Here is a 24,837-nt window from a genome sequence, read left to right as displayed (position 1 = left end):
ATACAACGTATAACTAATTACTTTTCGACAAAATCTGTAAAAATATGTATAAGGAATGTAAAATTTCCGAGGAAATGATAGAAAAAAAGAAAAAACTGAGCGTTTCGGCTCAGTTTTTAGTCTAATTGTTTCTTTTTGTACACAATAATACAAAGAATGATAAGACATATAGTCCAAATTGTATTGTTTAAAATATGTTCTTGAATCGCAATAAACCCTTCTCCCTTTATAACTTTTTGCAATGCCTCCATAACATGATTTGTCGGAAGAAGATTAACTACTTTTATAATAAATTCATTCTTAACCATTTCTTGTAGCATCGGCCCCATTATGAATATTATAAAAATCGGAAGCCCCAATATAGATGTTTGTGCTATATTTTGGGATAGTAAGCCAACTATAGTACCTAAAACGACACATAACAATGTTCCTATTAAAATAATAATAACTAGCATACCAATATTTCCTTTAAAAGTATCTAAAATCACTAAACTAATAAAACTAGATGCTAGTACAAAAAATACAGTTAATACACTTTTACCTAAAATAACTTCTATTGGACTTGCTGGAGACAACATCAATACTCGTAACGTGTGTTTTTCCTTCTCCTCTGCAATAATAATTGCTTGCACATAACTTCCCACCATGGTAATCGTCATTACAATAACAAAACCTGCAAAGAACTCTTTTATAGAATCCATATTACTATAGAATACAGCAAGTAGAATAGGTAATAGCGCCATTAATATAACTTGTGAGTTTTTACCTGCATCATTTATTTCTTTTCTTACAATAGCCGAAAACCGTTTCATTGAAAATGTCATTATAATCCCCTCCCAGTAACTTCAATAAAGATATCGCCTAGCGTTGGTTCGTATGAATGAATAGATAACAGTTCGCCCTTTTTCATCCATTCTGAAATACGTTTTGCGCCTAATTCATCTTTTTGCACTACTTCTTTTTGTTTATCTTTTAATACGACCTCTATTTGGTCCTTAGCGTATTGTAAGCGTAGGTTCTCTGGCGTATCAAGCGCTACAATTTCTCCGCCACAAAGGAAGGCAATGCGGTTACAAAGCGTTTCTGCTTCATCCATGTTGTGAGTCGTTAAGAAAATCGTCGTTCCTTCTTCATTTAAGTCTTTTAAGATTTTATGAATGTTTTGGACGTTTACTGGATCGAGTGCAGATGTTGGTTCGTCTAAGAAGAGGATATCTGGTTTATGAAGGATTGCTCTTGCTAGTGTGACGCGTTGCTTCATTCCCTTTGATAGTTTCTTTACTGGTGTTTTTTTATCATCTAATAAATTTACTTGTGCTAGTACTTCATCGATTCGTTCTTTTTTACAATCGTATAGGTCACAAAATAATAGTAAGTTATCATAAATACTAAGTCTTTCATATAAGCCGCTGTTATCTGTTAAAATACCAATTCGTTTGTAATCGATGCTACTTGGTCCTGTAATATCTTTCCCTAATACTCTTACTGTTCCAACACTATGAAGCAATTGAGAAGTTAAAATTTTTACCGTTGTCGTCTTACCAGATCCACTCGGTCCAAGGAATCCGAAAATCTCTCCTTGCTTCACCTCAATATTTACATTTCGAAGTGCCGTTTTTCCATCGAAACTTTTCATTACATCTTTCATTTCAATTGCCAATGTCATTTCTTCATCCCCTTTGTTTTTCTTCTTTATAGATGAAAGTCGCTTTAGCGCTTTTCGTTCGTTTGTTTCGCTTTTCTTGACTCAATCATATGAAAAACAAAGGGTTTACGCAGTAAAATACCGGTAAAAGGAGTATTTTTACCGGTGAATGAATCGCATGTTAAGCTTATTGGAGCACTTTTTATAGCCCAATCACGCCTTTTAATTCATCCATGCGTCCTTTCGAAAGCGGGATTGAACTTTTTCTTTCGTCATCCAAAATTAAACTAAAACTATTACGAGTCCACGTAATCACTTCTCGTACTCTTTGTAAATTCACAAGATACGAGCGATGACATCTAAAGAAACCAAAACCTGTTAATCTTGCTTCTAGTTCACTTAATGTTAATGCACATACGAAATCACCTTCACGAACGTGAATATGCGTTACTCCGTTTTGCGTTTCAATGAAATGGATTTCCATCGGATCAAGTAAAATGATTTTATCGTTCACTTTCGCTGGTATTCTTTCTAATTTCATTTGCGGAATCATTTGAATGACTTTTTCTTCACCGACTTCTTCCACTTCCTCTTGCTCAATTTCTATCTTTTTCACACCATCGTTGTTTAATATGTATACATCCTCTGTTAACGAAAGGGCATCCGATAGAAATGATGACGTAATAAAAATCGCCTTTCCTTGTTCTTTCATTTTCATGATTGCTTTTCGAATAATGATCGTACTCTCTATATCTACATTTTGCTCTGGCTCTTCCAAAATAACTAAATCCGGATTATGAATCATCACTCGTCCAATATGAAGACGACGCTTCTCTGAAAACGATAGTTTTTCTATTTTAACGTTTAGTTTATCTAGGAGACCAACAGACTGCACAACTTCTTCTATGCTTATCTTTGATTCATAAAGCCCTATTAAAAACTTAAAGTATTCCTTCACCTTCAAACGATCATATGCCTCATCTTTCAAAAAGCAAAAGCCGATGCGTGGATAATTTTTCTTTCCAATTGCTCCCCCTTCAAACAGTACATTGCCAGTCGACGCTTCTTCTTCGCCTATAATGATGCGGTGCAACACTTTAGCTGTATGATTATTGCATTGCAAAACAACACATTGTCCTTTCCCGACTTTTAGGTCAATTACCGGTAATTGGTTCGTTTTCCCTAACTGTTTCAACTCCAGTAGCACCATTTCATCTCCCCCAAATGCCTTTTTATCCTATTATATCAAACAGTTAATGGAAAATTATGATATTTTAAACAAAAAAATAAGTGCCAGAGTTCTGACACCTATTTCTTCACCATCAATTTTCCTTCATAATCATTCATCGTCTTTATTTCAACGCCTTTATAGTAATGAGCGACGATATCTGTATATTTCTTTCCTTCCGCTGCCATACCGTTCGCTCCGTATTGACTCATACCAACGCCGTGACCGAAGCCTTTCGTTGTAATGATGATTTTATCCCCTCGTTGTTTCCACGTGAAATCAGAAGAACGTAAATCTAACTTTTCACGAACTTCTTTTCCTGTTAATGTTTTTCCTTGAAAAGCTACATCCTTTACGCGCTTTCCTTCCGTAAGGTCTTTAATATTTCCAACCTTCCCGTCTGCTAGTACTTTCACACCGAGACGTTTTTGAAAATCAGCTACTGTAAATGTTTGCTCGCTCGTAAACTTTGGAGAGGCTTGATCCCACGGACTATCTACACTTTTCAAGTACGGATAATCATTTCCCCAATAGTCAGCTGCATTTTCTGTCCGGCCATTACTCGTTGAGAAGAAGGATGCTGAAATTGGTTTTCCATCATATGTTAAAACTTGTCCTGCTGTTTTCGAAACGGCTTCTTCGATTTTCTTCAAATTATTTTCGTAGTTATTACCCCATTGTTTCTTCAATTCTTCTTTACTTTTGTACACTTGATCTTTCACCGTATCTGTCACGTCCGCATTATTTTTCTTTCCTCCGCTTAGCATACGTTGTACTACAAATGTTCTCGCTGCTAATGCCTGTGCCTTTAGTGCCTCTATTTCAAAACTGGCATTCATCTCAGAAGCTACTACACCGGTCACATACTCCTCCATAGGCAATGATTCTACCTTCTTCTGTTTCTCACGATATACAGCAACTTGAACCGCTGTATCTACTTTTCCTGGAGCTGGTATACTTTCTATCGCTGGAGGAGTTTTAGAGGCCGTTTCTTCCCCTACTTTTGCTTTCGCAAATGGGATAACAAGGGCTGCAGGTACAATGATAACGAGCGCTATTAAGAGCGCTACTGTAATAAAAAGTGGCTTTGAAAATTTCATCCTATTTTCCCCCAATATAAAAGCTTTACTCCATTCATTCTTATGGAACAACTCTTTCTTTTAGAACATACTTAAGGAGGAAGAGCATAAAACGGAAATTTTCTAAATATTTTTACTGGTACGTGCATAAGTATAGAATTTATTGACTATAACAGTAATAACCCAAAAAAAAATAGCCCCTATGTCAAAAGACATAGAGACTATTTCAATTAAGCGTGAAGATCAGAAACTTCTTGTTCTTTCACTTCTTCTACTTTTTCGTTTACACGTTCAATAGTTGCACCTAATGCAGCTAATTTCTTATGGAAATCTACATAACCACGGTCAAGATGTTTTAACTCAGTTACACGAGTATAACCTTCTGATACTAAACCAGCTAAGATTAATGCAGCTGCAGCACGTAAATCAGTTGCGCCTACTTCAGCACCTTGTAAGCTGTTTGGACCGTTCATAATAACAGAACGACCTTCAATTTTAATATCAGCATTCATACGACGGAATTCTTCAACGTGCATAAAGCGGTTTTCGAATACCGTTTCTGTAATCATGCTTGTTCCATCAGCTTGTAGTAATAATGCCATCATTTGTGATTGCATGTCTGTTGGGAAACCTGGGTGAGGCATAGTTTTAATATCAACCGCTTTTAACTTATCTGGGCCGATAACACGTACACCTTCGTTTTCCTCAATAATTTTAACACCCATTTCTTCCATTTTCGCTGTAATTGAGCGTAAATGTTCAGGTACAGCATTTTCAATTAAGATGTCTCCACCAGTAATTGCTGCTGCAACCATGAATGTTCCCGCTTCAATACGGTCAGGAATAATAGAGTGGTTTGCACCATATAATTTATCAACGCCTTCGATACGAATCGTTCCAGTTCCAGCTCCGCGTACTTTCGCTCCCATTGCATTTAAGAAGTTAGCTAAGTCAACGATTTCTGGTTCTTTCGCTGCGTTTTCAAGAATTGTTGTCCCTTTTGCTAATGTAGCTGCAGACATAATGTTTTCTGTCGCGCCTACGCTTGGGAAGTCTAAGTAGATTTTAGCTCCTTTTAGTTCTCCCTCAACATATGCCTCAACAAAACCGTTACCAACCTGTACTTTTGCTCCCATTGCTTCGAAGCCTTTTAAATGTTGGTCAATTGGACGTGAACCGATTGCACATCCACCAGGAAGTGCAATACGAGCACGACCATTACGTGCTAATAATGGTCCCATTACTTGAACAGATGCACGCATTTTACGTACATATTCAAATGGTGCTTCAATGTTTAGTTCTTTAGAAGAATCGATTGTTACTTGATTATTTTCAAATACGACTTCAGCATTTAAATGACGTAATACCTCATTAATTGTGTATACATCAGACAAAACTGGTACTTCAGATAGTACATTCTTTCCATCACTCGCTAATAGGGCTGCAGCGATTATAGGTAATACAGCATTTTTTGCGCCCTCAACACGCACTGTGCCGTTTAACCGCTTTCCGCCACGGACGATGATCTTTTCCAAATTATTCCCCTCCGTGTCCTTTTTTCAGTATCTATTCACTCAATACTCAGAAGTTATGATCGGTGTGCCAACCACAATTGTATCTTTGTTGTCTGTAGAACGTATTGCTATTTGCACATTTATTTTCTCTCTATTTGTTGAAAGAGCGTCATCCCACTTTTTATTGTATGCGGAGACTGACACAAATGCTCTTTCTTCTACTTGTTCGATCGCTCTTGCTGAAAGATCTTTCAAAACCTGATTGGTTTTATTTTGCAAAACACCTTCAATCTTATCATTCAGTACACCTTGAACACAAGTGTAAATTATAGGTTTTTCACTAAAAATTTTATTCACTTTTTGAACATACTTCGGGTCCCATTTCGCCCCACTTACTTCAAAGATAATGAAAGTGTTTTCTTTAGTATTTTCTTTACTCCAAGTTACTACTACTCGTTCTTCATGAGAAGCAAACTTTTTATAGGATGTAGCTTTATATCCATCTGGAGATTGCTCTACTTCCCACTTTTGAATATTTGCCTTGTCCTTCACATCGTTTAACAACTTTTGAAACGTATGTATATTAGAAATTGTTTTTGTTTCTCTAGCTAACCATGACCATTTTTCTACTTTAGCATCATTTTTCTCTAAAGCCTTAATCATGCTCTCCATTTTCTGTTCATCGCTTATCGGTTTCATCTCTCTATATCCAACCAAAAATAAAACAACACTAAGTGCAACAATAAGAATGGCTTTAAGCTTCAATTTCATCCCCTCCTATCCCCATTGTTAACGGAGATTTGAGGTTCTATACACTTACTTTACTAAATACGTTAAACTCTTCGAATAGCCTAAATAATCAAGGAAAAAGTTACTTACAGATGTCCCAATTGCAATTGTAATTAAGATGAGTAATACTCGCGTCTGCAGCACTTTTCCGGACTTCATTAAACGCTCAATGTGAATGCCTTGCAAAGCCCACCACGTAATGGTAATAAACAATAAATGCGAAACAATGGCAATCAGTGCTTGTTGCCCTAAAAGTTGTGCCAAAAAATCGACCCCTTTTTACTCAGCTACTACTTATGAAAGAATATAAAAACGATACCATAATAAGTAGGAGCCACACTTTTTCAAATGCAAATAGACATCTTACATTTTACATCGTGATTTTCTTTCAAAAAACGTATATCTACATTACAAGTTAACACAAAATAAAAAGCGCAGAGTACTGACTCCACACCTTTTATTTTCACTATTGTACCACGTTCCCTAAGAAGAAGAAATCTTTCATTAATGGAAAATATTCATAAAAGAAATTGTACCCAATCATCGGCATAATCCCTAGTATTACAATCGAAATTGCACAAAGACTCATAACAACCTTTATATTTAACGGTAACCGTATCCTCTCTTCTGTCTCTCCGGTGCGGAAAAACATTTGTTGTAAAATACGGAAATAATATACGAATGAAACAACTGTCGTACCCATCATAATCGAAGCTAGTACGTAATGTGCTGGCTCTACATGAAGCGCGCCTAAAAAGATGTTAATCTTTCCAATGAAGCCAGCCGTCCCTGGTATCCCGGCCAGCGATAAAATAAAGATTGTCATCATGATCGCTGCAAATGGTGATTTCTTATATAATCCGGTGAAAATCGTTATGTTTTCCTTATCGTTTTGTAAGATTAAGCCGTGGATAATGGCAAACGCGCCTATATTCATAAGCATGTATGCCAGCATATAAAACCACATGCTATCTAGCGTAAATGGTGATAATGCCACAAGTGGAACGAGTAAATACCCAGCATGCGCAATACCTGAATAAGCAAATAAACGTTTTATGTTGTATTGTTTTAACGCGACTACATTCCCAACAATCATCGTTATACTTGCTAGCACCGCAATATATATACTCATATGCCCATATAAAGATTGCATATCTCCTTGTATTAATACACTTGCAAAAACCATAAGGAACAAACGAATAATGAGTAGGAACCCAGCAATTTTAGAAATCGTTCCAAGAAAAGCGGTAACAGGTGTAGTCGCTCCTTCATACACATCAGGTGCCCACATATGAAACGGCACTGTGGCAATTTTAAATGAGAGACCAACTAGCAATAAAAGAAATGCGAGAGCTAACAATAACTGAATACCACTAGCGAGCTCCCCAGTGAGTACCTTTTGCATATCTACAATGTTAGTTGAACCTGTAATACCGTATAAATAACTCATTCCGAAGAGCGTGATCGCCGTTCCAATTCCTCCGCTAATGACATATTTCATTGCCGCTTCATTTGATGCACGGTTCTTTTTTCGTATTCCGACTAAAATATAAGAAGAAAGTGAAAGTAACTCTAAACCAACGAAAAGGGTGATAAAGTCAACACTAGAAGCCATGAACATCGCGCCAAGAAGTGCCATTAAAAATAAGTAATAATATTCGCCCTTATCTTCAATCGGATTCTTCTTATCATCGCTCATTGCGATGCATAAAATGAGAGCTGAGGCGCCTAATAACAACGTTTTAAACCCTTTTGAAAATCCATCTAACACAAACGATCCATTTAAAATATCTCCAGCTGGTTCGCTATATAGCGTAATTAATGAAACAATTGCTAATACAATGGCAGCGATCGCACCAAGAGCTACATATCTATGGTTCAGCTTAAAAAACAAATCACATATGGAAAGAAGGATGGCGGCCCCGAGAATAATAAATTCTGGCACCATTAGATGCCACGATAAGCTAAGTAACGTATTCATATCCATCCTACTTCACCCCCAATGTTTTCAATGTATTTTGAAGCGGATCCCCTAGTATCTCTGGCATAACTCCAATTGCAATAATACAAAAGATAAGTAGTAAAACAGGGACGTACTCCCATCCGTGTATATCAGATTTCGCTTCCCATTCTTTCTTTCCAAATGTCACTTGAAGTGTCGCTCTTAATACGTATACAGCGGTTAAAATGATGCCAATCACACCGACTGCAGCAATGACGGGCTCTCCTTGAAATAAACCGAGAAAGGCAAGAAATTCACTAACAAACCCAGACATCCCTGGTAATCCAAGTGATGCCATTCCTCCTGCTAAAAAGAATCCGCTAAGTATCGGTACACTTTTCGCAAGTCCGCCTAGCACCGTAATATCCGAAGTTCCAAATCGTTGTTCTATAACACCTAGCAAGAAGAAGAGCAAGGCTGCAATTAAACCATGTGATACAACTTGGAATAGCGCTCCTTGTGTACCAGGTGCATTAAGTGACGCAAGTCCCATTAATACAATTCCCATATGCGAAATACTAGAGTAAGCGAGTACTTTCCTAAAGTCCGTTTGGATGAGCGCTAAAAAGGCACCGTATAATAAATTAATTACGCCTAATATCGCAATTAGCGTTGCAACATCGTGAAAATATTCCGGGAATAACCCTTTCCCGAAGCGAATAATACCGTACGCTCCAATCTTTAACAAAACACCCGCATGAAGCATAACTACAGCTGGATGCGCTTCTATGTGTACATTGACCATCCAGCGGTGCAACGGAAAAACAGGTAGTTTAATTGCAAAGGCAATCATTATGGCAATAAATACACCAAGCTGCAAGCTACTTGGGATGACGAGTTCTCCCCCTGCGCTTACGCTTCTTAATATCTCTTTCAGCTCCACAATATTTGTTGTACCTGTTTTCGCGAACAAAATTGAGAAAACAATGAGCAAAATAGCTGAGCCAATACCGTTATATATTAAATAACTATAAGCAGCCTTTTCACTCGACAATTTTCCCCACTTCCCAATTAATAAGAACATGGGTGGCAACGTAATTTCAAAGAAGATAAAAAACAACATTAAATTTTGAGCAGCAAAGACGCCGAGCATCCCTATTTCTAGCATGAGTAACAGCATATAAAATGCTTTTAAATTGCTTTTAATAGAAAAGGCTGCAATTGCTGCAAGCATCGCTAGAAGAGCCGTCAGTACCATCATGATAAGCGACAAACCATCAATACCGAGCTCGTAATAAATAGAAAACCACCTTTTATCCACCGCTGTAAAATCTCCGAACTTAATCCATTTCACCTTTTCATCAAATAGTGACAAGCTCTTTCCAGAAGCATATGTACAAGCGAGGACGATGGCGATTCCAAATGGAAGTGCCGTCCCAAATAAGCCAAGCGCCCGCACTGTACGCAATTCCTTTTTCGGTGTTAATACAAGCAATAAAATTCCTAAAAGCGGGGAAAAAATGAAGAACGTTAACAACAAATCATTCATCGTAAATCCCCTCCCGTATAGAGCAAAATAATGACGAGTACAGCGAGCGAAACAGCCGTTACAGTACCGTACACTTGTACATTCCCGTTTTGAAGCTTCGATCCAAGATTACTTGTTCCTTTAACTACACTTGCAATTAAAACTGCAATTCCTTCGACTACATACACTTCAAATAAGCGAAGCACACGAGCGATTCCTTTCGTAATAGGGATCACCGTCATGTTGTATAGTTCATCCACATAATATTTTTCTTTCAAAAGATTATAAAGCGAGGTTCCCGTACCCCCAGCCCACTCTCTAGAAATTGATTTCTTGCCATATATGAAATATGCAAGAGCGATTCCCGCAAATGAAACGAGCGTCGCAACAATCATAATCCAAACTGGTCCATGCGCTTCTTCAACCTTAAACCCTACATCTTTCGTCAACCAATCTCCGAGAAACGTCCCAAACCATGGTGTATTTATATATCCTGCCACTACTGCGAGAACGCCGAGAACAATCATTGGATACGTCATAACGCGGGGCGACTCATGCACATCTTCCTTCGTCTTCGCTTCCCCAGTAAAGACAAGGAAGTATAGACGAAACATGTAAAATGCCGTTAAGAATGCCGCAATTACTGCTAATACGAATAAAAAGTAATTACCATTCATCCAAGTCGCAGCCAAAATTTCATCTTTACTAAAGAACCCAGAAAGGAGTGGAACCCCACTAATTGCAAGTGTACCTATCAAAAATAGCGTACCAGTTACTTTCATCTTCTTCTGTAAACCGCCCATTTTGTTAATGTTTTGCGTATGCACGGCATGAATTACACTTCCTGCTGCCAAAAATAGTAGTGCTTTAAAAAAAGCATGTGTCGTCAAATGGAATATACCAGCTACATAACCAGCAGAACCTAATGCGAGCATCATATACCCGAGCTGGCTAACTGTAGAATAAGCAAGTACTCTCTTTATATCTGTTTGTACAAGGCCGATAGAGGCCGCAAAGATTGCAGTGAAAGCTCCGACAATTGCCACTGTCTGCATCGCTACCGCACTTGCCGAAAATAATGGAAACATCGTCGCTACTAAATATACGCCCGCTGCAACCATCGTCGCCGCGTGAATAAGTGCCGACACGGGCGTTGGCCCCTCCATTGCATCTGGCAACCACGTGTGAAGCGGGAACTGACCTGATTTCCCCATCGCCCCGATAAAAATTAATATCGCCGTTATTGTAATCATGTAAGGAGGTAGATCCCCTGTATAAATCGCTCTAAATATTGCGTCATATTCAAAACTACCTGCGTACCAAAAAATTAAAATCATCCCGATAAATAAACCAACATCCCCAATACGGGTCATAATAAAAGCCTTTTTTGCAGCAGCCTTCGCTTCTTCTTTAAAGAAATAAAAACCGATAAGTAAAAATGAGCCAAGGCCAACTAATTCCCAAAATATATAAAGCTGTAATAAATTCGTTGATATAACAAGCCCTAACATCGCAAATGTAAAGAGTCCTAAATATGCGTAAAAGGTTGGTAATCGTTCATCACCTTTCATATAACCTTTCGAATACACATGTACAAGCAGACTCACAAGCGTAACGATAAACAACATTAAAGCTCCTAATGCAGTCACTTCAAAGCCAAATGATATATCCACATCTCCAGCTCTAAGCCACACCCACTTATGCTTCACGCTTGCTTCTGAAAATCTTTCTATTAACACAAGTACCGCAAGTATAAAGGAGAGAAAGACGAAAAAAATACTAAGTACACTGCTTCCTTCTCTAATTTTCTTCCCGAATATAATAAGTAACAAAAACGAAACGAGTGGGAAAAGCGGTATGAGCCATGCATAATCGATCATTGTTTCCTTCCCCCTTTTTCGGTCACAATGCTATCCTTTGAGCGTATCCATTTCATCCACCTGAACTGTCGTACGATTACGATATAAAGCAATTAAAATAGCGAGTCCTACCGCCGCTTCCGCTGCCGCTACAGCCATCGTAAACAGTGAGAAAATTTGACCTGTTAAATTCGGAAATAAGCCTAATTTACTAAACGCCACTAAGTTTAAATTGGCAGCATTTAGCATTAATTCGATACAAACTAATACGATTACTGTATTCCGCTTTGTTAAAGCTCCAAATAGGCCGATGCAAAACAAAATAATCGCAAGTGTTAAATATGCAGAAGCCGGAACGCTACTCATTGGAATCCTCCTCTTTCTCGTCCTTTTTCGCAAGTATAATCGCGCCAACGAGTGCTACAAGTAAAATAACTGAAGTTAGTTCAAATGGGATAATATATTTTGAATAGAGAAGCGTACCGATTTGAAGTGTGTTGTTTTCATGGAGAGGTAAACTTCCTTGTGTGCTCTCATTTGCAAAATCAATATTATTAACAGCGAAATACATAACCGCTCCAAATGCTACAACCGCAAAGAAGATAATCCATTTTCGAAGAGTAAGACGCGATTCATTTTCCGCGTTATGTTTCGTTAACATAATGCCGAAAATCATAATAATTGTGATTGCACCAGAGTAAAGTAAAATTTGTGCAACGCCTATAAATTCGGCTGATAAAAGAAAATACAAACCTGCAATGCTGAGAAATGTTAGAACGAGAGCTAGCATCATGTGCATAACTTTCGTTAAGTTCAACATAAGAACACCGCCGATAATTGCAGACAAGGATAGTATAAAGAATGCTACAAACTCGCCATTCATGCCTTATTCTCCTTCCTGACGTTTTCGTCGTTTTCGTCAAGCCACTGCAAATTTTTAAATAAGTCATCACGTGAATATTCCGCGAGCTCAAAGTTATTTGTCATGACAATCGCCTCTGTCGGACAAACTTCTGTACATAAATCACAAAGAATACAAATTTCAAAATTAATATCATACGTGTCGATAATTTTTCCTTTTTTCGTAGGATCCGGATGTTTCTTTCCTGTTAACTGAATACAGTCTGTCGGACAAATGTTAGAGCATTGATTACAAACAATACATTTCTCCGGATAGAATTTTTGAATCCCCCGAAAACGGTCTGGCAACGGCAACGGTTGATTTGGATAATCATACGTTACCTTCTTCTTGCTCAAATTACTTAGTGTATATTTTAATCCTTTAAATAGTCCCTTCATCTCTTACTGGCACCCCCCTCATAGATTAGAAGAATAACTCCTTAATCAATGCCGTTAAGAAAATATTTGCAAGTGCAATCGGCAATAATACTTTCCATCCAAACTCCATTAACTGGTCACCTCTTATACGCGGGAACGTAACGCGGAACCAAATTAATAGAAAGACTACACTGCTAAATTTCAAAGCAAACCATACGGCACCTGGGATAAATCCAAGAAACATGACTGGATTCCATCCGCCTAAAAAGAGCACTGTAATTAACGATGCCATCCCGAAGAAATATACGTACTCTGAAAGCATGAAAAACGCCCAGCGAAAACCTGAGTATTCCGTATGATATCCAGAAACAAGTTCTGACTCCGCTTCTGGCAAATCGAATGGCGTCCGATTTAACTCTGCAACTGCTGCAATTAAGAAAACGACGAAGCCAATTGGCTGCACGAAAATGTACCAAACCTTCTCCTGCGCCGCTACAATCTCATTTAAATTCAGGCTACCAGCCAACAACACGATACCAATTACACTCATTACGAGCGGAATCTCATAAGAAATCATTTGCGCCGCCGCACGCATCCCTCCTAAAAGGGAATATTTATTATTCGATGCCCATCCCCCAGTTACAACACCTATCGTCGTAATACCGGAAACAGCGATATAATAAAGTAGCCCGACTCCAATATCGGCAAATTGAAATTTATCAGTGAACGGTATAACTGCCAGCACCATAAATGCTGGCGCAAATGCAATGACAGGTGCTAATATAAACAGTGGTTTATCTGCTGCTTTCGGAATACTATCTTCTTTCAATAATAGTTTTAAAACATCAGCTACCGTTTGCAGTAAACCGAATCGGCCTCCAACCTGGTTTGGTCCAATCCGCCCTTGCATAAATCCCATCACTTTCCGTTCTGCCAAAATTCCATATGTAACGAAGCCAAGGACTGCAAATAGTAGAAGCACCGCTAATCCGAAAAAAATGAAGAAATTCGTCCAGCTTGAAGATGATTGTAAGAGCGTCTCAATCATTAGCCATCAACCTCCCCAAGTACAATATCAACTCCACCTAAAATCGTAATTAAATTAGCGATGTTTTCACCTTTCAATAACTTCGGTAAAATTTGCAAGTTATAAAAAGATGGCCTACGAAACTTCAAACGGTACGGCTCTTTCTTTCCGTCACTAGCGATGTAACAACCAATCTCTCCGCGCGGCGATTCGATACGTACAAACGCTTCTCCCTTAGGTGCCTTAATAATTTTCGGTACTTTTGCCAGCACTGCTCCATCTTTTGGGAACTGCTGAACTGCTTGCTCAACAATCTTTAAAGACTCCTCGATTTCTTGCATTCGGCAAACGTAGCGATCCCAAGCATCTCCCACGCTTCCAACAGGAATATCAAAATCAAAACGATCATAAATCGAATACGGCTCGTCTTTGCGAAGATCCCAGTTTACTCCAGTGCACCGCAAATTTGCTCCGCTTAAAGAATACGAGATCGCTTCTTCCGCGCTATATATACCAACGCCTTTCACACGATTTAAGAAAATCTCATTACCGCTAACAAGATCATGATAACCTGCCAATTGCTCTCTCATATACGGAACAAACTCTTCCACCTTTTCAATCCAACCATCTGGCGCATCCCACTTCACACCGCCAACTCTCATATAGTTAAAAGTAAGCCGTGCCCCGCATAATTCATTTAATAAATTTATAATCATCTCTCGTTCACGAAACGCGTACAAAAACGGGCTGACCGCTCCTATATCAAGAAGATTCGTCCCCCACCAAACGAGATGGCTTGCAATTCTCCCTAGCTCCATCGCAAGTACTCGCAAGTATTCGGCACGCTCCGGAATTTCAAGCCCCATCATCGTCTCTACAGCATGGCAAATGACGTAATTATTCGTCATGGCTGATAAATAGTCCATTCGATCTGTATAAGGGATAATTTGCGTATACTGTAAGCTCTCAGCGATTTTTTCTGTCCCGCGATGCAAATACCCAATAACCGGTGTAGCTTCTCTAATAATTTCCCCGTCAATCTTAATTACGAGCCTGAACACACCATGTGTACTCGGATGCTGAGGTCCTACATTCAAAAGCATCTCTTCCGTACGGATCATAGCTACACCTCCACATCATACGGTTCATAGTCTTTTCTAAGCGGATGTCCTACCCAATCATCTGGCATTAAAATACGCGTTAAATTCGGATGCCCTTTAAATATAATGCCGAGCAAATCGTATGCTTCTCGCTCCGGCCAGTCAGCCCCTTTCCAAAGCGCTGTCACAGATTCAACTTGCGGTTCTTCCCGGTCTAGCTTTACCTTCACCGCTACCGATTGTTTCTTACCATATGAAAACAAATGAACATATACTTCCATATGTGTCACAAAATCCGTCGCATGTAGCTCTGACATATAATCAAAAGCAAGTCCTTCATGGAATCGCAGTGACTCCATCACTTCATAATATTTTTCTTGATCCACCACAAGAGTCGGCACATCCTTTGACAGTTTATTAATGTAGGAATCTACTAATGCACCCTCTCCTACCTTCTCCCTAATAGCCTCAACATACTGATTTAAATACGGCTGATTTACGGACGTTTCTTCCCGCTTCGGCTCATCCTCTTTCTTACCTTCAGCTCCCTTTGTCTTCGCTCTTGCAGCCGCTGCTGCTTTCGCTTTTGCTGCTGCAATTGCCTTTGCCTTTTCATCTCCCGAATCCCCATCACCTTGCGAAGCTTTCTGCTTCGCTAATGCTGCCGCTTTTGCCTTGGCTGCTGCCACCGCCTTTGCCTTCGCTTTTTCTTCTTCCGTTACTTCTTCTGTTCCTTCTCTTTTCTGCTTCGCTAACGCCGCCGCTTTTGCTTTTGCTGCCGCCGCTGCTTTTGCCTTTGCTTTCGCTTTTTCTTCTTCCGTTACCTCTTCTGTTCCTTCTCTTTTCTGCTTCGCTAACGCCGCCGCTTTTGCTTTTGCTGCTGCCTTTGCCTTTGCCTTTGCTTTCGCTTTTTCTTCTTCCGTTACCTCTTCTGTTCCTTCTCTTTTCTGCTTCGCTAACGCCGCCGCTTTTGCTTTTGCTGCTGCCGCTGCCTTTGCCTTTGCTTTCGCTTTTTCTTCTTCCGTTACTTCTTCTGTTCCTTCTCTTTTCTGCTTCGCTAACGCCGCCGCTTTTGCTTTTGCTGCCGCTGCTGCACGTCGTTTTGCTTCTTCTATAGTAATATCATTATTTTTTGGTAGCGCTTTCTCTTTTTCTTGATTTTCTGCCTCAAGCTCACTTATTTCCGCCTCGTGTTTCGCTACAAGGCGTTTTCTCGCTTCTTCTTTTGCACGCCTAGCTGCTTCTTTTTTCAGATCCTCTAAGTCTTTGTTTGGATTACTCATTTATTCGTCACCTGCTTCCCGGTCTTTGCTTCGTAACGAATTTTTTCTTTTAATTTATTAATTCCATAAATTAAAGCAGCCGGATTTGGGGGACAACCAGGAATATACACATCAACTGGTACGATTTGGTCTACACCTTTCACAACAGCATATGAATTTACATACGGACCACCTGCTGTCGCACAAGATCCCATCGCAATAACCCATTTCGGTTCGGGCATTTGATCATATAAGCGCCGAACAATAGGAGCCATCTTCTTCGTTACTGTTCCCGATACAATCATGACGTCCGATTGTCTTGGTGAAGTCCGAAAAAATGACCCAAATCGATCTAAATCGTAATGTGATGAGCCTACTCCCATCATTTCAATTGCACAGCACGCCAGTCCGAATGTCATCGGCCATAAAGAATTGCTCCTCGCCCATCCTTTCAACTGCTCCAATGTAGAAAAAAAGATATTTCGTTCTAATTCTGCTCGCTCATTTGGATGTAATTCCTCAAAATTTATAACCATTGTAACACCTTCTTTTTCCAAGCATACGCTAATCCAACTAGCAACATTACAACAAAGATGAGCATTTCAATTAATGCAAATAAACCTAGCTTGTCATACGCAACAGCCCAAGGATATAAAAATAAAGTTTCTACATCAAAGATCACAAACAATAAAGCGAAAATATAATAACGAGCATGAAACCGAATATTTGCATCATGAAACGGCTCAATTCCACTCTCATACGTCGTCGCCTTTGCTGCACTTGGCTTATTTGGGCGCAGCATCCTTCCTAATGTAAGAGCCACTACCGGCAGCAATATACCTAATAGCAAGAAAATCAAAACGATCATATAACTATTTTCATATACACTTGCCATTGTGAAACCCTCCCCCCTAAATTAAGAACAAGTTCACATAGTAAACAATATGTCCTAGTTGCAGTAATTATTATTTTTAAATTTTTCTAAATAATGCAACTATTCTAATCATTATAGCAAACTTCAAATTCCTATGTCGATATGTTGGGAGACAGAAACAAGAATTATTAAAATCTATTTTTACAACTCGCTATAACTGTGCAAAATAAATATAAAACTTATATACGCTTTTCAAGAAACCGTAGGTGATATAAATGAAAAAACAAACACATGTAAGTATTCTTATAAGCATTGTATTGCTGTCTATAACGATTCACTACGTAGCGATGCCTTTTCTATATGAATATTCATTTCCTTTTCAGCTATTAATCGGAATGAGTACCCTATTAATTGATATTATCGCTTGTAGTTATATACTTTACTTTTCAAACATGAAAGAAGGGCTATCTCGTTTATTTTGGATTATATTATCCGTTGGAGCTCTCTCTTATTTTATCGGTGATATAGTCGTTGCCTATCAGCGTTTAATTGTAAAGGACTTCTATACGTTCGTTGATCCATCTGACTTTTTTTACTTACTTTTTTTAGTTACTTTTGCATTTGCCTTTCTATACGAAATCATTTATAACCGAGATTTATTAGAAAAACTTTTTATGCTATGTGATATTTGTATTATCGTTACAGCCCAATTTACTTTAAGTTACTACTTACTTATTGAACGAACCATTCACGTTTTTACAACATCCTATATCGACATATTTGTTCAACTTACCTATCCAATGGTTGATTTACTCTTTCTCTTAATAGGAATCAATCTTTTATTCAAACCACTATCCTTATTACCTAAAAAGGTTGGTGCGCTTCTTAGCAGTGCTTTAATTTTATATGCTACTACAGATGCGATTTATGCTTATATAAAATACTTCATACCAGAGTATTCTATGTTTACAGTTACTCCTTTCTATCAAGTAACCTTAGTACTAGTAGCAATCGCCTGTATTCTCCATACAAAAGAACCTGAAAAACAAGAGCAAGTACTACTAACACCTAAAATTGGTGAATCAATCCGATTATCATTGCCTTATATTTCAGTAATAACACTTATTCTTTTTATATTAGTTGAATACGTCTTTGGGCCTATTATAGTAATTGGTCTTATAATAACTTTCTCTTTCGTTCTCATACGTCATAGTTTAGTTCGAAAACAAAATAAAATATTATTGCTAGCTCAAATGCAATTCAACTCAGAACTCGAGAAACAAATTAAACTACGTACAGAAGATTTAGTAGAACAGAAAAATGAACTCTATCATAATCAACAAATGTTTAAATCTTTATACGAGCATCATCCAGATCCAATCTTCACATTAGATTTATACGGCAATTTTCTCAAAGTAAATAACGCTGGTACTACTTTACTCGGTTATCAAACGAATGAATTATTAAACCAGCCTTACTATTCACTCATATACGAAGAAGATTTAGAAGAAATGATTAATTCCTTTCATCGTGTAAAAAAGGGACATTCTATCTCTTTAGAAATACGGGCGTATCATAAAAACAGAGATATTTACTACTTGCACGTTACCGCCGTACCGATCTTTTTAAAAGAGAAAATTTCTGGGGTTTATTTAATGATTAAAGATATTACGGAAAGCAAACAACAGCAAGAACAGATTAATTTTCTAGCATACCATGATACTTTAACAGAGCTTGCAAATCGTCGTGCATTTCATCAACATTTGGAACAGGCAATTGCACGAGCAAAAATATCGAAAAAGCCTTTTGCTGTTATGTTTCTCGACCTAGACCGTTTTAAAGTTATTAATGATACCCTCGGTCATCGAGTAGGAGACCTATTGCTCATCGCAGTAGCAAAAAGGCTCGAAAGAATATCAACATCAAATATGAAACTCGCGCGGCTAGCTGGAGATGAGTTCACAATCCTTATCGAAAATTACAAAAAAAAGCCAGATGTCCAAAAAATGGCTGATATAATTGTAGCGGCCATGAATGAGCCATTTGAAATCGAAAATCAACATTTACAAATCTCACCGAGTATCGGAATTGCAATATATCCTGAAGCAGGTGAAGATCCGCTATCCATTTTGCAGCATGCTGATATGGCCATGTACGAAGCAAAAAATAAAGGAAAAAACGGTAGCTCTCTTTACACGAAAGAACTATATAAAAAAATGGAACGAAAAGCTCGAATTGAAAAAGATCTGCCAATTGCTTTAGTAAACAAAGAATTTCATCTCGTCTATCAACCACAAATTGATACGACAACAAATAAAATCATCGGCGCTGAAGCTTTAATACGTTGGAAACACCCACTATTAGGTGATATTTCACCATGTGAGTTTATTCCAATTGTAGAAGAGACGCCACAAGTAGTCCCACTTGGACATTGGGTATTACAAGAAGCTTGTCTCCAATTAAAAATATGGCATATCCTTGGCTACCAAAATTTAAAAATAAGTGTTAATTTATCCGCAAAAGAGTTCCGGCAAGATCAATTAATCGAAAACATTTCACAAATATTAAACAACATAAGCGTCGACCCAAAATATGTCACACTTGAGTTAACAGAAAGAATTGCAATGATTGACGAGAAAGAAACGTTATTAAGACTGAAGCAATTAAAAGAATACGGTATCCAAACTTCCATTGATGACTTCGGTACTGGGTATTCTTCTCTTGCTTATTTATCAATTTTTCCAATCGACACATTAAAAGTACCGAGAGAATTCACACAATTAGCCGATCATCGTCCTGAAGAACGAGCCATCGTTTCTACAATCCTTTCCCTCGCAAATACTTTAAATCTTTCAGTCGTTGCCGAAGGAATTGAAACCGAAAAACAGCTTAAGTTTCTGCAAAAACATAACTGTAAATATATGCAAGGTTACTATTTCAGTAAACCACTTACTAGTAATCAATTTATAAAGTTTCTACAAAAAACCCCCAGTATGAACAAATAATTCATACTGGGGGTTTTATAGTGCTAAATTTTTTTCTCATAATATTCTTCTGCGATTTCTTCGTAAAAAGCCGCAGATGTTGTGTAGAAATATGGAATTAACCATAAGAATCCAATCCCTAACGTAATACAACTCAATATAAACCAACCGATAAAACTTAAACATAAAATGAAATACTCCATCTTATGCCCATCCATCATACGACGGCTTTCTGTAATAGCTTGATTTATGGAATACTCAGGATGATCATTTATTATAAAGTACGTCATCGCATAAGAGAATGATTTAATGATGCCTGGAATAATAAATAGTAAAAACCATAAGAAAATATAAATGTTCACTACTATATATAATAAAAATGACTTTATAAACTTACTTCCTGCTGTAAACCATCTAAATATATGCCCAATACGCGCGTCTTTTTCTCGAATTATATGTAGCGCTAAATAATAGCCACCTAACGTTAATGGACCTACCATAAAAGTTGTAATAATATCTACTATCATGGAGTTTTTCATATCTTCCCAACCCAAAATTTGTGTAAACGAAAAATCAACAATAAAGTTAAAAGTGATCATTATAACAGAAATAAGTAATGTGGCTCCGACTGCTAATCCCCATTTCCCTTCTAATGAATCTAGTGCTTCTCCTTTTAGATCACTAATCATATTTAGCCTCCTATACACAATAATTCTATTAGTATAGCATGTTTCTATTGCAATTCACCTTTTGAGATGTAGCGATAAAAGTGTGCTGTCGTTGTACTCATATACGGACTAAGCCAAAGAAAGCCTATTCCAAAAGTAAGAAGCGCTAAAATAGCCCATCCTATGAAGCTCAGCCATAAAAGAAACAAATCTAACTTATGCCCCTTCATAAGATTCTTACATTCCTTCATCGCCTGCGAAACACTATATTCTGGATTTTCAATCATTACATAGTACGTCAGCGCATAAGAAAAATACATCACAATCATACCAACAATTGAAATCGCTAATAGCACGAAGAAAGCTATTGCAAATGACGTATTCCCTTCTTCACCTAACAATGCAAATAAGCCTATTAACAGCATCGGAATCCATGTACCTGTATATAACAAAATTGCAAGCATTGCCCACATTGTTTTCATCATTCTTTTAAAACCGCGAAATCCTTCAAATAAGTGATCTACTTTAGCATCTTCTCGTTTACTAATCTGTAAAAATACATTTGTATAACCATATGATGTAATCCCATACGATGCGTTACTCAAAATTATCATAATGCAATAAAAAATCCCAAAGGTAATACCTGCTCCAATTGACATCGTTTCCTCTTCAAATGATCCAGTTAAACTTACAACTGAGAGAAATATAATAATTCCTGGAATTAATAGTATAAGCATTGCAGCCATCGAAACGACATAACTTAAAATAAAATATAAAATTGTTGACCCAACACCTAGTCCCCATTTTCCCTTTAAAGAGTACAATGCTTCTCGTTTCATTTCACCAATCATTGATTCATCCCCTTCATAAAATATAAATTGTTGTACACTTCTACTTATACAAGCATCAATATAATTATACCAGTTTTGTAAAATTCTCCATAAAATAGACAAAAAAATCCGTAAAGGCAAGGGCCCTTACGGATTTTTTTTACTTCATATCAGAAACGTTTAAACGGTTCACGGCACGTTGCAAGGCCATTTCTGCACGTTTAAAGTCAACATGTGCTTGTTTATCTTGCATACGTTGCTCAGCGCGACGCTTCGCTTCATTTGCACGATGGATATCGATATGGTTTGCTTCTTCAGCAGATGATGATAATACAGTCACTTTATCTGGACGAACTTCGATAAAGCCACCGCTTACTGCTACATAATCAGTGTGTCCACCATTTTTCAGACGAACTGCACTAATTTTTAATGGTGCAACAGTTGGAATGTGACCTGGTAAGATCCCCATTTCCCCACTCTCTGCTTTTACACTTACCATTTCTACTTCTTTTTCGTAAACCGGTCCATCAGGAGTTACAATACTGACTGGAAATGTCTTCATACTTCGTCCCTCCTAAGGCCTTACGCCATCATTTTCTTCGCGTTTTCAATAACTTCTTCAATGCCACCTACTAAGCGGAATGCATCTTCTGGAAGGTCATCATATTTTCCTTCTAGAATTTCTTTGAAACCACTAACTGTATTTTTTACAGGTACGTAAGAACCTTTTTGACCTGTAAACTGCTCAGCTACGTGGAAGTTTTGAGATAAGAAGAATTGAATACGACGAGCACGATGTACAACTAACTTATCTTCTTCAGATAACTCATCCATACCTAAGATAGCGATGATATCTTGAAGTTCTTTATAACGTTGTAAAGTTTGTTGTACTTGACGAGCTACTTCATAATGTTCTTCTCCTACGATTTCTGGAGACAGTGCACGAGATGTAGATGCTAATGGATCTACGGCTGGGTAAATACCCATTTGTGTTAAACGACGCTCTAAGTTTGTTGTTGCATCTAAGTGAGCGAACGTTGTAGCTGGTGCTGGGTCAGTATAGTCATCGGCTGGTACATATACCGCTTGGATAGACGTGATAGACCCTTTATTTGTAGATGTAATACGCTCTTGTAATTGACCCATTTCTGTTGCAAGTGTTGGTTGGTAACCTACCGCAGATGGCATACGACCAAGAAGGGCAGATACTTCAGAACCCGCTTGCGTGAAACGGAAGATGTTATCGATGAACAGAAGTACGTCTTGTCCTTGCTCATCACGGAAATGCTCAGCCATTGTTAAACCTGTTAATGCAACACGTTGACGTGCTCCAGGTGGCTCGTTCATTTGTCCGAATACCATCGCAGTTTTCTTGATTACGCCAGAATCGCTCATTTCGTGGTATAAGTCATTACCCTCACGAGTACGCTCACCTACACCAGCGAATACAGAGATACCACCGTGCTCTTGTGCGATGTTGTTAATTAATTCCTGAATTAATACTGTTTTACCTACACCGGCACCACCGAATAGGCCGATCTTACCACCCTTAATGTAAGGAGCAAGTAAGTCTACTACTTTAATACCAGTTTCAAGAATTTCTACTTTAGTAGATAATTCTTCGAATGCAGGTGCTTGACGGTGAATTGGATCACGGTGTACATCCGCAGGAAGTTCACCATCTAAGTCAATTGCATCACCTAATACGTTGAATACACGTCCAAGTGTTACATCACCAACTGGTACAGAAATTGCTTTACCAGTATCTTCTACTTCTGTGCCACGAACAAGTCCATCTGTGGAAGACATCGCAACTGTACGAACTGTATCATCACCTAAATGAAGTGCAACTTCAAATGTTAAGTTCATGCTTCCGTTTTCGTTGCTTTGTTTTACCGTAAGGGCGTTGTAGATTTCTGGTAGCTTTCCGCCATCAAACTTAACGTCTACAACCGGACCCATGATTTGCGTAACGCGCCCTTTATTCATCGGGTTCCCTCCTAGCTTTCTTTTAATTAGCCAGCTTTCTAAGAGAAGTTGGCTTTTAATTTTTTATTAGTTTAGCTTACGCGACTCTTTTGAAAGAGCCGCTTCCGCTTTTTATTGAATCTAGCTCCGGTGGCTAGAAGGGTCGGTCATTTCACCCCTTCCTACGAGGCAAAGAACGCCTCTTTGTCAGGAGTTCCAATGCCCTTCCCTTCTGAGCAAGTCACCTACGCTTTTTATTGAATCTAGCTCCGGCGGTTAGAATGTTCGGTGGCTTCGCTTTTTCCTACGAGGCACAAATCGCCTCTACGTCAAAAGCTCCATCTCCCTCTCATTCTGAACGAACCGCCTACGCTTTTTAATACTATTCTAACGCTGCTGCTCCACCAACGATTTCCGTAATTTCTTGCGTAATCGCTGCCTGACGCGCACGGTTGAATGAAAGTGTAAGTGAATCGATAACTTCCATTGCGTTGTCTGTAGCACTCTTCATTGCTGTCATACGCGCTGCGTGCTCACTTGCTTTACCATCTAGTAATGCACCGTACACTAAGCTTTCTGCGTATTGTGGCAATAGTACTTTTAAAATCTCTTCTTCAGAAGGTTCGAATTCATAAGCTGTCGTCGGTTTATCAGACGCCACATCAGTAAGCGGTAAAATTTTATTTTCCGTTACTTCTTGTGAAATTTTACTTACGTAATGGTTGTAGTAAATATACAGCTCATCATAAGCACCATCTGCAAACATCGCAATTGCTCGAGAAGCAAGATCTTTAATATCAGTAAATGATGGGTGGTCAGATAATCCAACTACTTCATCAATGATGTTAAAGCCGCGACGTTTTAAATAATCACGTCCTAGTCGTCCAAGCACAATAATTGAATATTGGTTTGAATCCATATTATGACGTTCACGAATTACGTTACTCACTGTACGTAATACGTTACTGTTATAACCACCTGCTAGTCCGCGATCAGATGTAATAACGATGTATCCTGTACGCTTTACAGGACGCGCATTTAGCATCGGATGATTAATTCCTTTACTTCCTTGCGCAATGCTCGCTACTACTTCTTGAATCTTTTCCATATACGGAACGAAAGATTTAGCATTTTGTTCTGCACGGTTTAACTTAGATGCAGATACCATCTCCATCGCTTTCGTAATTTGACTCGTTTTCTTTGTCGAGGTAATCTTCGCTTTTATATCGCGTAAAGATGCCACAGGTTTTCACCACCTTTTT

The 24,837-nt window shown here is 38.3% G+C and carries 24 protein-coding genes; 1 reads left to right on the top strand and 23 read right to left on the bottom strand.

What is annotated here, in order from left to right; genetic code table 11:
• Window positions 1–116 precede the first annotated feature (116 nt).
• The 18 genes from DN403_RS04630 to nuoA all read right to left on the bottom strand — a co-directional run bounded on the left by DN403_RS04630 (window position 117) and on the right by nuoA (window position 17,146).
• Window positions 117–824: an ABC transporter permease gene (locus DN403_RS04630; RefSeq protein WP_000144420.1), complete on the bottom strand. Its 708-nt coding sequence runs from the start codon at window positions 822–824 to the stop codon at window positions 117–119.
• The gene (locus DN403_RS04625; protein WP_149185317.1) at window positions 824–1,666 is read right to left on the bottom strand and encodes an ABC transporter ATP-binding protein; all 843 of its coding nucleotides are present in this window, start codon (window positions 1,664–1,666) and stop codon (window positions 824–826) included. The genes DN403_RS04630 and DN403_RS04625 overlap by 1 nt, the downstream gene beginning before the upstream one ends.
• Window positions 1,667–1,847: 181 nt before the next feature.
• The gene (locus tag DN403_RS04620; protein WP_149185316.1) at window positions 1,848–2,855 is read right to left on the bottom strand and encodes a LytTR family transcriptional regulator DNA-binding domain-containing protein; all 1,008 of its coding nucleotides are present in this window, start codon (window positions 2,853–2,855) and stop codon (window positions 1,848–1,850) included.
• 98 nt (window positions 2,856–2,953) lie between these two features.
• Complete coding sequence (gene spoIID, locus DN403_RS04615) at window positions 2,954–3,973, bottom strand: stage II sporulation protein D (RefSeq protein ID WP_000672657.1); 1,020 nt, start codon at window positions 3,971–3,973, stop codon at window positions 2,954–2,956.
• Between the two features lie 209 nt (window positions 3,974–4,182).
• On the bottom strand, window positions 4,183–5,487 hold the full coding sequence (gene murA / locus DN403_RS04610; RefSeq protein WP_000411275.1) for a UDP-N-acetylglucosamine 1-carboxyvinyltransferase: 1,305 nt from the start codon (window positions 5,485–5,487) through the stop codon (window positions 4,183–4,185).
• Between the two features lie 39 nt (window positions 5,488–5,526).
• On the bottom strand, window positions 5,527–6,231 hold the full coding sequence (locus tag DN403_RS04605) for a YwmB family TATA-box binding protein (RefSeq protein WP_000767913.1): 705 nt from the start codon (window positions 6,229–6,231) through the stop codon (window positions 5,527–5,529).
• Window positions 6,232–6,282: 51 nt separating this feature from the next.
• Entirely contained in the window at window positions 6,283–6,519 is a 237-nt protein-coding gene (locus tag DN403_RS04600; RefSeq protein ID WP_000057889.1) for a DUF1146 family protein, read from the bottom strand.
• A gap of 202 nt (window positions 6,520–6,721) precedes the next feature.
• On the bottom strand, window positions 6,722–8,236 hold the full coding sequence (gene nuoN, locus DN403_RS04595; RefSeq protein WP_002083561.1) for an NADH-quinone oxidoreductase subunit NuoN: 1,515 nt from the start codon (window positions 8,234–8,236) through the stop codon (window positions 6,722–6,724).
• A gap of 7 nt (window positions 8,237–8,243) precedes the next feature.
• Window positions 8,244–9,746: an NADH-quinone oxidoreductase subunit M gene (locus DN403_RS04590; RefSeq protein ID WP_016078204.1), complete on the bottom strand. Its 1,503-nt coding sequence runs from the start codon at window positions 9,744–9,746 to the stop codon at window positions 8,244–8,246.
• Window positions 9,743–11,605: an NADH-quinone oxidoreductase subunit L gene (gene nuoL / locus DN403_RS04585; protein ID WP_086398016.1), complete on the bottom strand. Its 1,863-nt coding sequence runs from the start codon at window positions 11,603–11,605 to the stop codon at window positions 9,743–9,745. The genes DN403_RS04590 and nuoL overlap by 4 nt, the downstream gene beginning before the upstream one ends.
• Window positions 11,606–11,635: 30 nt before the next feature.
• Window positions 11,636–11,950: an NADH-quinone oxidoreductase subunit NuoK gene (gene nuoK, locus DN403_RS04580; RefSeq protein ID WP_000100079.1), complete on the bottom strand. Its 315-nt coding sequence runs from the start codon at window positions 11,948–11,950 to the stop codon at window positions 11,636–11,638.
• Window positions 11,943–12,467, bottom strand: a complete 525-nt coding sequence (locus DN403_RS04575) for an NADH-quinone oxidoreductase subunit J (protein ID WP_001012810.1) — start codon at window positions 12,465–12,467, stop codon at window positions 11,943–11,945. The genes nuoK and DN403_RS04575 overlap by 8 nt, the downstream gene beginning before the upstream one ends.
• Window positions 12,464–12,883 (bottom strand): NADH-quinone oxidoreductase subunit NuoI, encoded by a 420-nt coding sequence (gene nuoI / locus DN403_RS04570; RefSeq protein ID WP_000677191.1) that lies wholly within the window; start codon window positions 12,881–12,883, stop codon window positions 12,464–12,466. The genes DN403_RS04575 and nuoI overlap by 4 nt, the downstream gene beginning before the upstream one ends.
• 25 nt (window positions 12,884–12,908) lie before the next feature.
• The gene (gene nuoH, locus DN403_RS04565) at window positions 12,909–13,910 is read right to left on the bottom strand and encodes an NADH-quinone oxidoreductase subunit NuoH (RefSeq protein WP_149185315.1); all 1,002 of its coding nucleotides are present in this window, start codon (window positions 13,908–13,910) and stop codon (window positions 12,909–12,911) included.
• Entirely contained in the window at window positions 13,910–15,010 is a 1,101-nt protein-coding gene (nuoD, locus tag DN403_RS04560) for an NADH-quinone oxidoreductase subunit NuoD (protein WP_000621463.1), read from the bottom strand. Before nuoD ends, nuoH begins: the two co-directional genes overlap by 1 nt.
• Before the next feature lie 2 nt (window positions 15,011–15,012).
• On the bottom strand, window positions 15,013–16,272 hold the full coding sequence (locus DN403_RS04555; protein ID WP_149185314.1) for an NADH-quinone oxidoreductase subunit C: 1,260 nt from the start codon (window positions 16,270–16,272) through the stop codon (window positions 15,013–15,015).
• Window positions 16,269–16,787, bottom strand: a complete 519-nt coding sequence (gene nuoB, locus DN403_RS04550; RefSeq protein ID WP_000236331.1) for an NADH-quinone oxidoreductase subunit NuoB — start codon at window positions 16,785–16,787, stop codon at window positions 16,269–16,271. The genes DN403_RS04555 and nuoB overlap by 4 nt, the downstream gene beginning before the upstream one ends.
• Complete coding sequence (gene nuoA / locus DN403_RS04545) at window positions 16,778–17,146, bottom strand: NADH-quinone oxidoreductase subunit NuoA (RefSeq protein WP_000179273.1); 369 nt, start codon at window positions 17,144–17,146, stop codon at window positions 16,778–16,780. Before nuoA ends, nuoB begins: the two co-directional genes overlap by 10 nt.
• A 254-nt stretch (window positions 17,147–17,400) precedes the next feature.
• Between nuoA and DN403_RS04540 the strand changes: the two genes are divergently transcribed.
• A complete protein-coding gene (locus DN403_RS04540; RefSeq protein ID WP_149185313.1) occupies window positions 17,401–20,130 on the top strand; it encodes a putative bifunctional diguanylate cyclase/phosphodiesterase in 2,730 nt (909 codons plus the stop codon).
• Between the two features lie 23 nt (window positions 20,131–20,153).
• Here the strand turns inward: DN403_RS04540 and DN403_RS04535 are convergent, their stop codons facing one another.
• From DN403_RS04535 to atpG, 5 genes are all read right to left on the bottom strand, one after another.
• Window positions 20,154–20,798 (bottom strand): DUF975 family protein, encoded by a 645-nt coding sequence (locus tag DN403_RS04535; protein WP_000622478.1) that lies wholly within the window; start codon window positions 20,796–20,798, stop codon window positions 20,154–20,156.
• Between the two features lie 44 nt (window positions 20,799–20,842).
• A complete protein-coding gene (locus DN403_RS04530; protein ID WP_000578833.1) occupies window positions 20,843–21,628 on the bottom strand; it encodes a DUF975 family protein in 786 nt (261 codons plus the stop codon).
• Between the two features lie 139 nt (window positions 21,629–21,767).
• Window positions 21,768–22,169 carry a F0F1 ATP synthase subunit epsilon gene (gene atpC, locus DN403_RS04525; RefSeq protein ID WP_000847214.1) on the bottom strand — a complete coding sequence of 134 codons (402 nt, stop codon included), beginning with the start codon at window positions 22,167–22,169 and terminating at the stop codon, window positions 21,768–21,770.
• A gap of 20 nt (window positions 22,170–22,189) precedes the next feature.
• Window positions 22,190–23,596, bottom strand: a complete 1,407-nt coding sequence (atpD, locus tag DN403_RS04520) for a F0F1 ATP synthase subunit beta (protein WP_001032597.1) — start codon at window positions 23,594–23,596, stop codon at window positions 22,190–22,192.
• A 361-nt stretch (window positions 23,597–23,957) separates the two neighbouring features.
• A complete protein-coding gene (atpG, locus tag DN403_RS04515) occupies window positions 23,958–24,818 on the bottom strand; it encodes a F0F1 ATP synthase subunit gamma (RefSeq protein WP_000157703.1) in 861 nt (286 codons plus the stop codon).
• Window positions 24,819–24,837 lie beyond the last annotated feature (19 nt).

The organism is Bacillus sp. AY2-1 (assembly GCF_008368965.1).
Taxonomy (GTDB): Bacteria; Bacillota; Bacilli; order Bacillales; family Bacillaceae_G; genus Bacillus_A; species Bacillus_A thuringiensis_S.
Note: the sequence above shows the minus strand (reverse complement) of the source record. Positions and strands in the feature narration are given on the sequence as shown.

What these genes read in the sequence shown, in the direction of transcription:
- DN403_RS04620 (WP_149185316.1), bottom strand. Translation starts at nt 2,855, where the DNA reads ATGGTGCTACTGGAGTTGAAACAGTTAGGGAAAACGAACCAATTACCG.
- DN403_RS04625 (WP_149185317.1), bottom strand. Translation starts at nt 1,666, where the DNA reads ATGACATTGGCAATTGAAATGAAAGATGTAATGAAAAGTTTCGATGGA.
- DN403_RS04535 (WP_000622478.1), bottom strand. Translation starts at nt 20,798, where the DNA reads ATGATTAGTGATCTAAAAGGAGAAGCACTAGATTCATTAGAAGGGAAA.
- DN403_RS04540 (WP_149185313.1), top strand. Translation starts at nt 17,401, where the DNA reads ATGAAAAAACAAACACATGTAAGTATTCTTATAAGCATTGTATTGCTG.
- nuoD (WP_000621463.1), bottom strand. Translation starts at nt 15,010, where the DNA reads ATGATCCGTACGGAAGAGATGCTTTTGAATGTAGGACCTCAGCATCCG.
- DN403_RS04555 (WP_149185314.1), bottom strand. Translation starts at nt 16,272, where the DNA reads ATGAGTAATCCAAACAAAGACTTAGAGGATCTGAAAAAAGAAGCAGCT.
- nuoN (WP_002083561.1), bottom strand. Translation starts at nt 8,236, where the DNA reads ATGAATACGTTACTTAGCTTATCGTGGCATCTAATGGTGCCAGAATTT.
- nuoL (WP_086398016.1), bottom strand. Translation starts at nt 11,605, where the DNA reads ATGATCGATTATGCATGGCTCATACCGCTTTTCCCACTCGTTTCGTTT.
- DN403_RS04530 (WP_000578833.1), bottom strand. Translation starts at nt 21,628, where the DNA reads ATGATTGGTGAAATGAAACGAGAAGCATTGTACTCTTTAAAGGGAAAA.
- DN403_RS04590 (WP_016078204.1), bottom strand. Translation starts at nt 9,746, where the DNA reads ATGAATGATTTGTTGTTAACGTTCTTCATTTTTTCCCCGCTTTTAGGA.
- atpC (WP_000847214.1), bottom strand. Translation starts at nt 22,169, where the DNA reads ATGAAGACATTTCCAGTCAGTATTGTAACTCCTGATGGACCGGTTTAC.
- spoIID (WP_000672657.1), bottom strand. Translation starts at nt 3,973, where the DNA reads ATGAAATTTTCAAAGCCACTTTTTATTACAGTAGCGCTCTTAATAGCG.
- nuoB (WP_000236331.1), bottom strand. Translation starts at nt 16,787, where the DNA reads ATGGTTATAAATTTTGAGGAATTACATCCAAATGAGCGAGCAGAATTA.
- nuoA (WP_000179273.1), bottom strand. Translation starts at nt 17,146, where the DNA reads ATGGCAAGTGTATATGAAAATAGTTATATGATCGTTTTGATTTTCTTG.
- DN403_RS04575 (WP_001012810.1), bottom strand. Translation starts at nt 12,467, where the DNA reads ATGAATGGCGAGTTTGTAGCATTCTTTATACTATCCTTGTCTGCAATT.
- nuoH (WP_149185315.1), bottom strand. Translation starts at nt 13,910, where the DNA reads ATGATTGAGACGCTCTTACAATCATCTTCAAGCTGGACGAATTTCTTC.
- nuoI (WP_000677191.1), bottom strand. Translation starts at nt 12,883, where the DNA reads ATGAAGGGACTATTTAAAGGATTAAAATATACACTAAGTAATTTGAGC.
- DN403_RS04630 (WP_000144420.1), bottom strand. Translation starts at nt 824, where the DNA reads ATGACATTTTCAATGAAACGGTTTTCGGCTATTGTAAGAAAAGAAATA.
- atpD (WP_001032597.1), bottom strand. Translation starts at nt 23,596, where the DNA reads ATGAATAAAGGGCGCGTTACGCAAATCATGGGTCCGGTTGTAGACGTT.
- nuoK (WP_000100079.1), bottom strand. Translation starts at nt 11,950, where the DNA reads ATGAGTAGCGTTCCGGCTTCTGCATATTTAACACTTGCGATTATTTTG.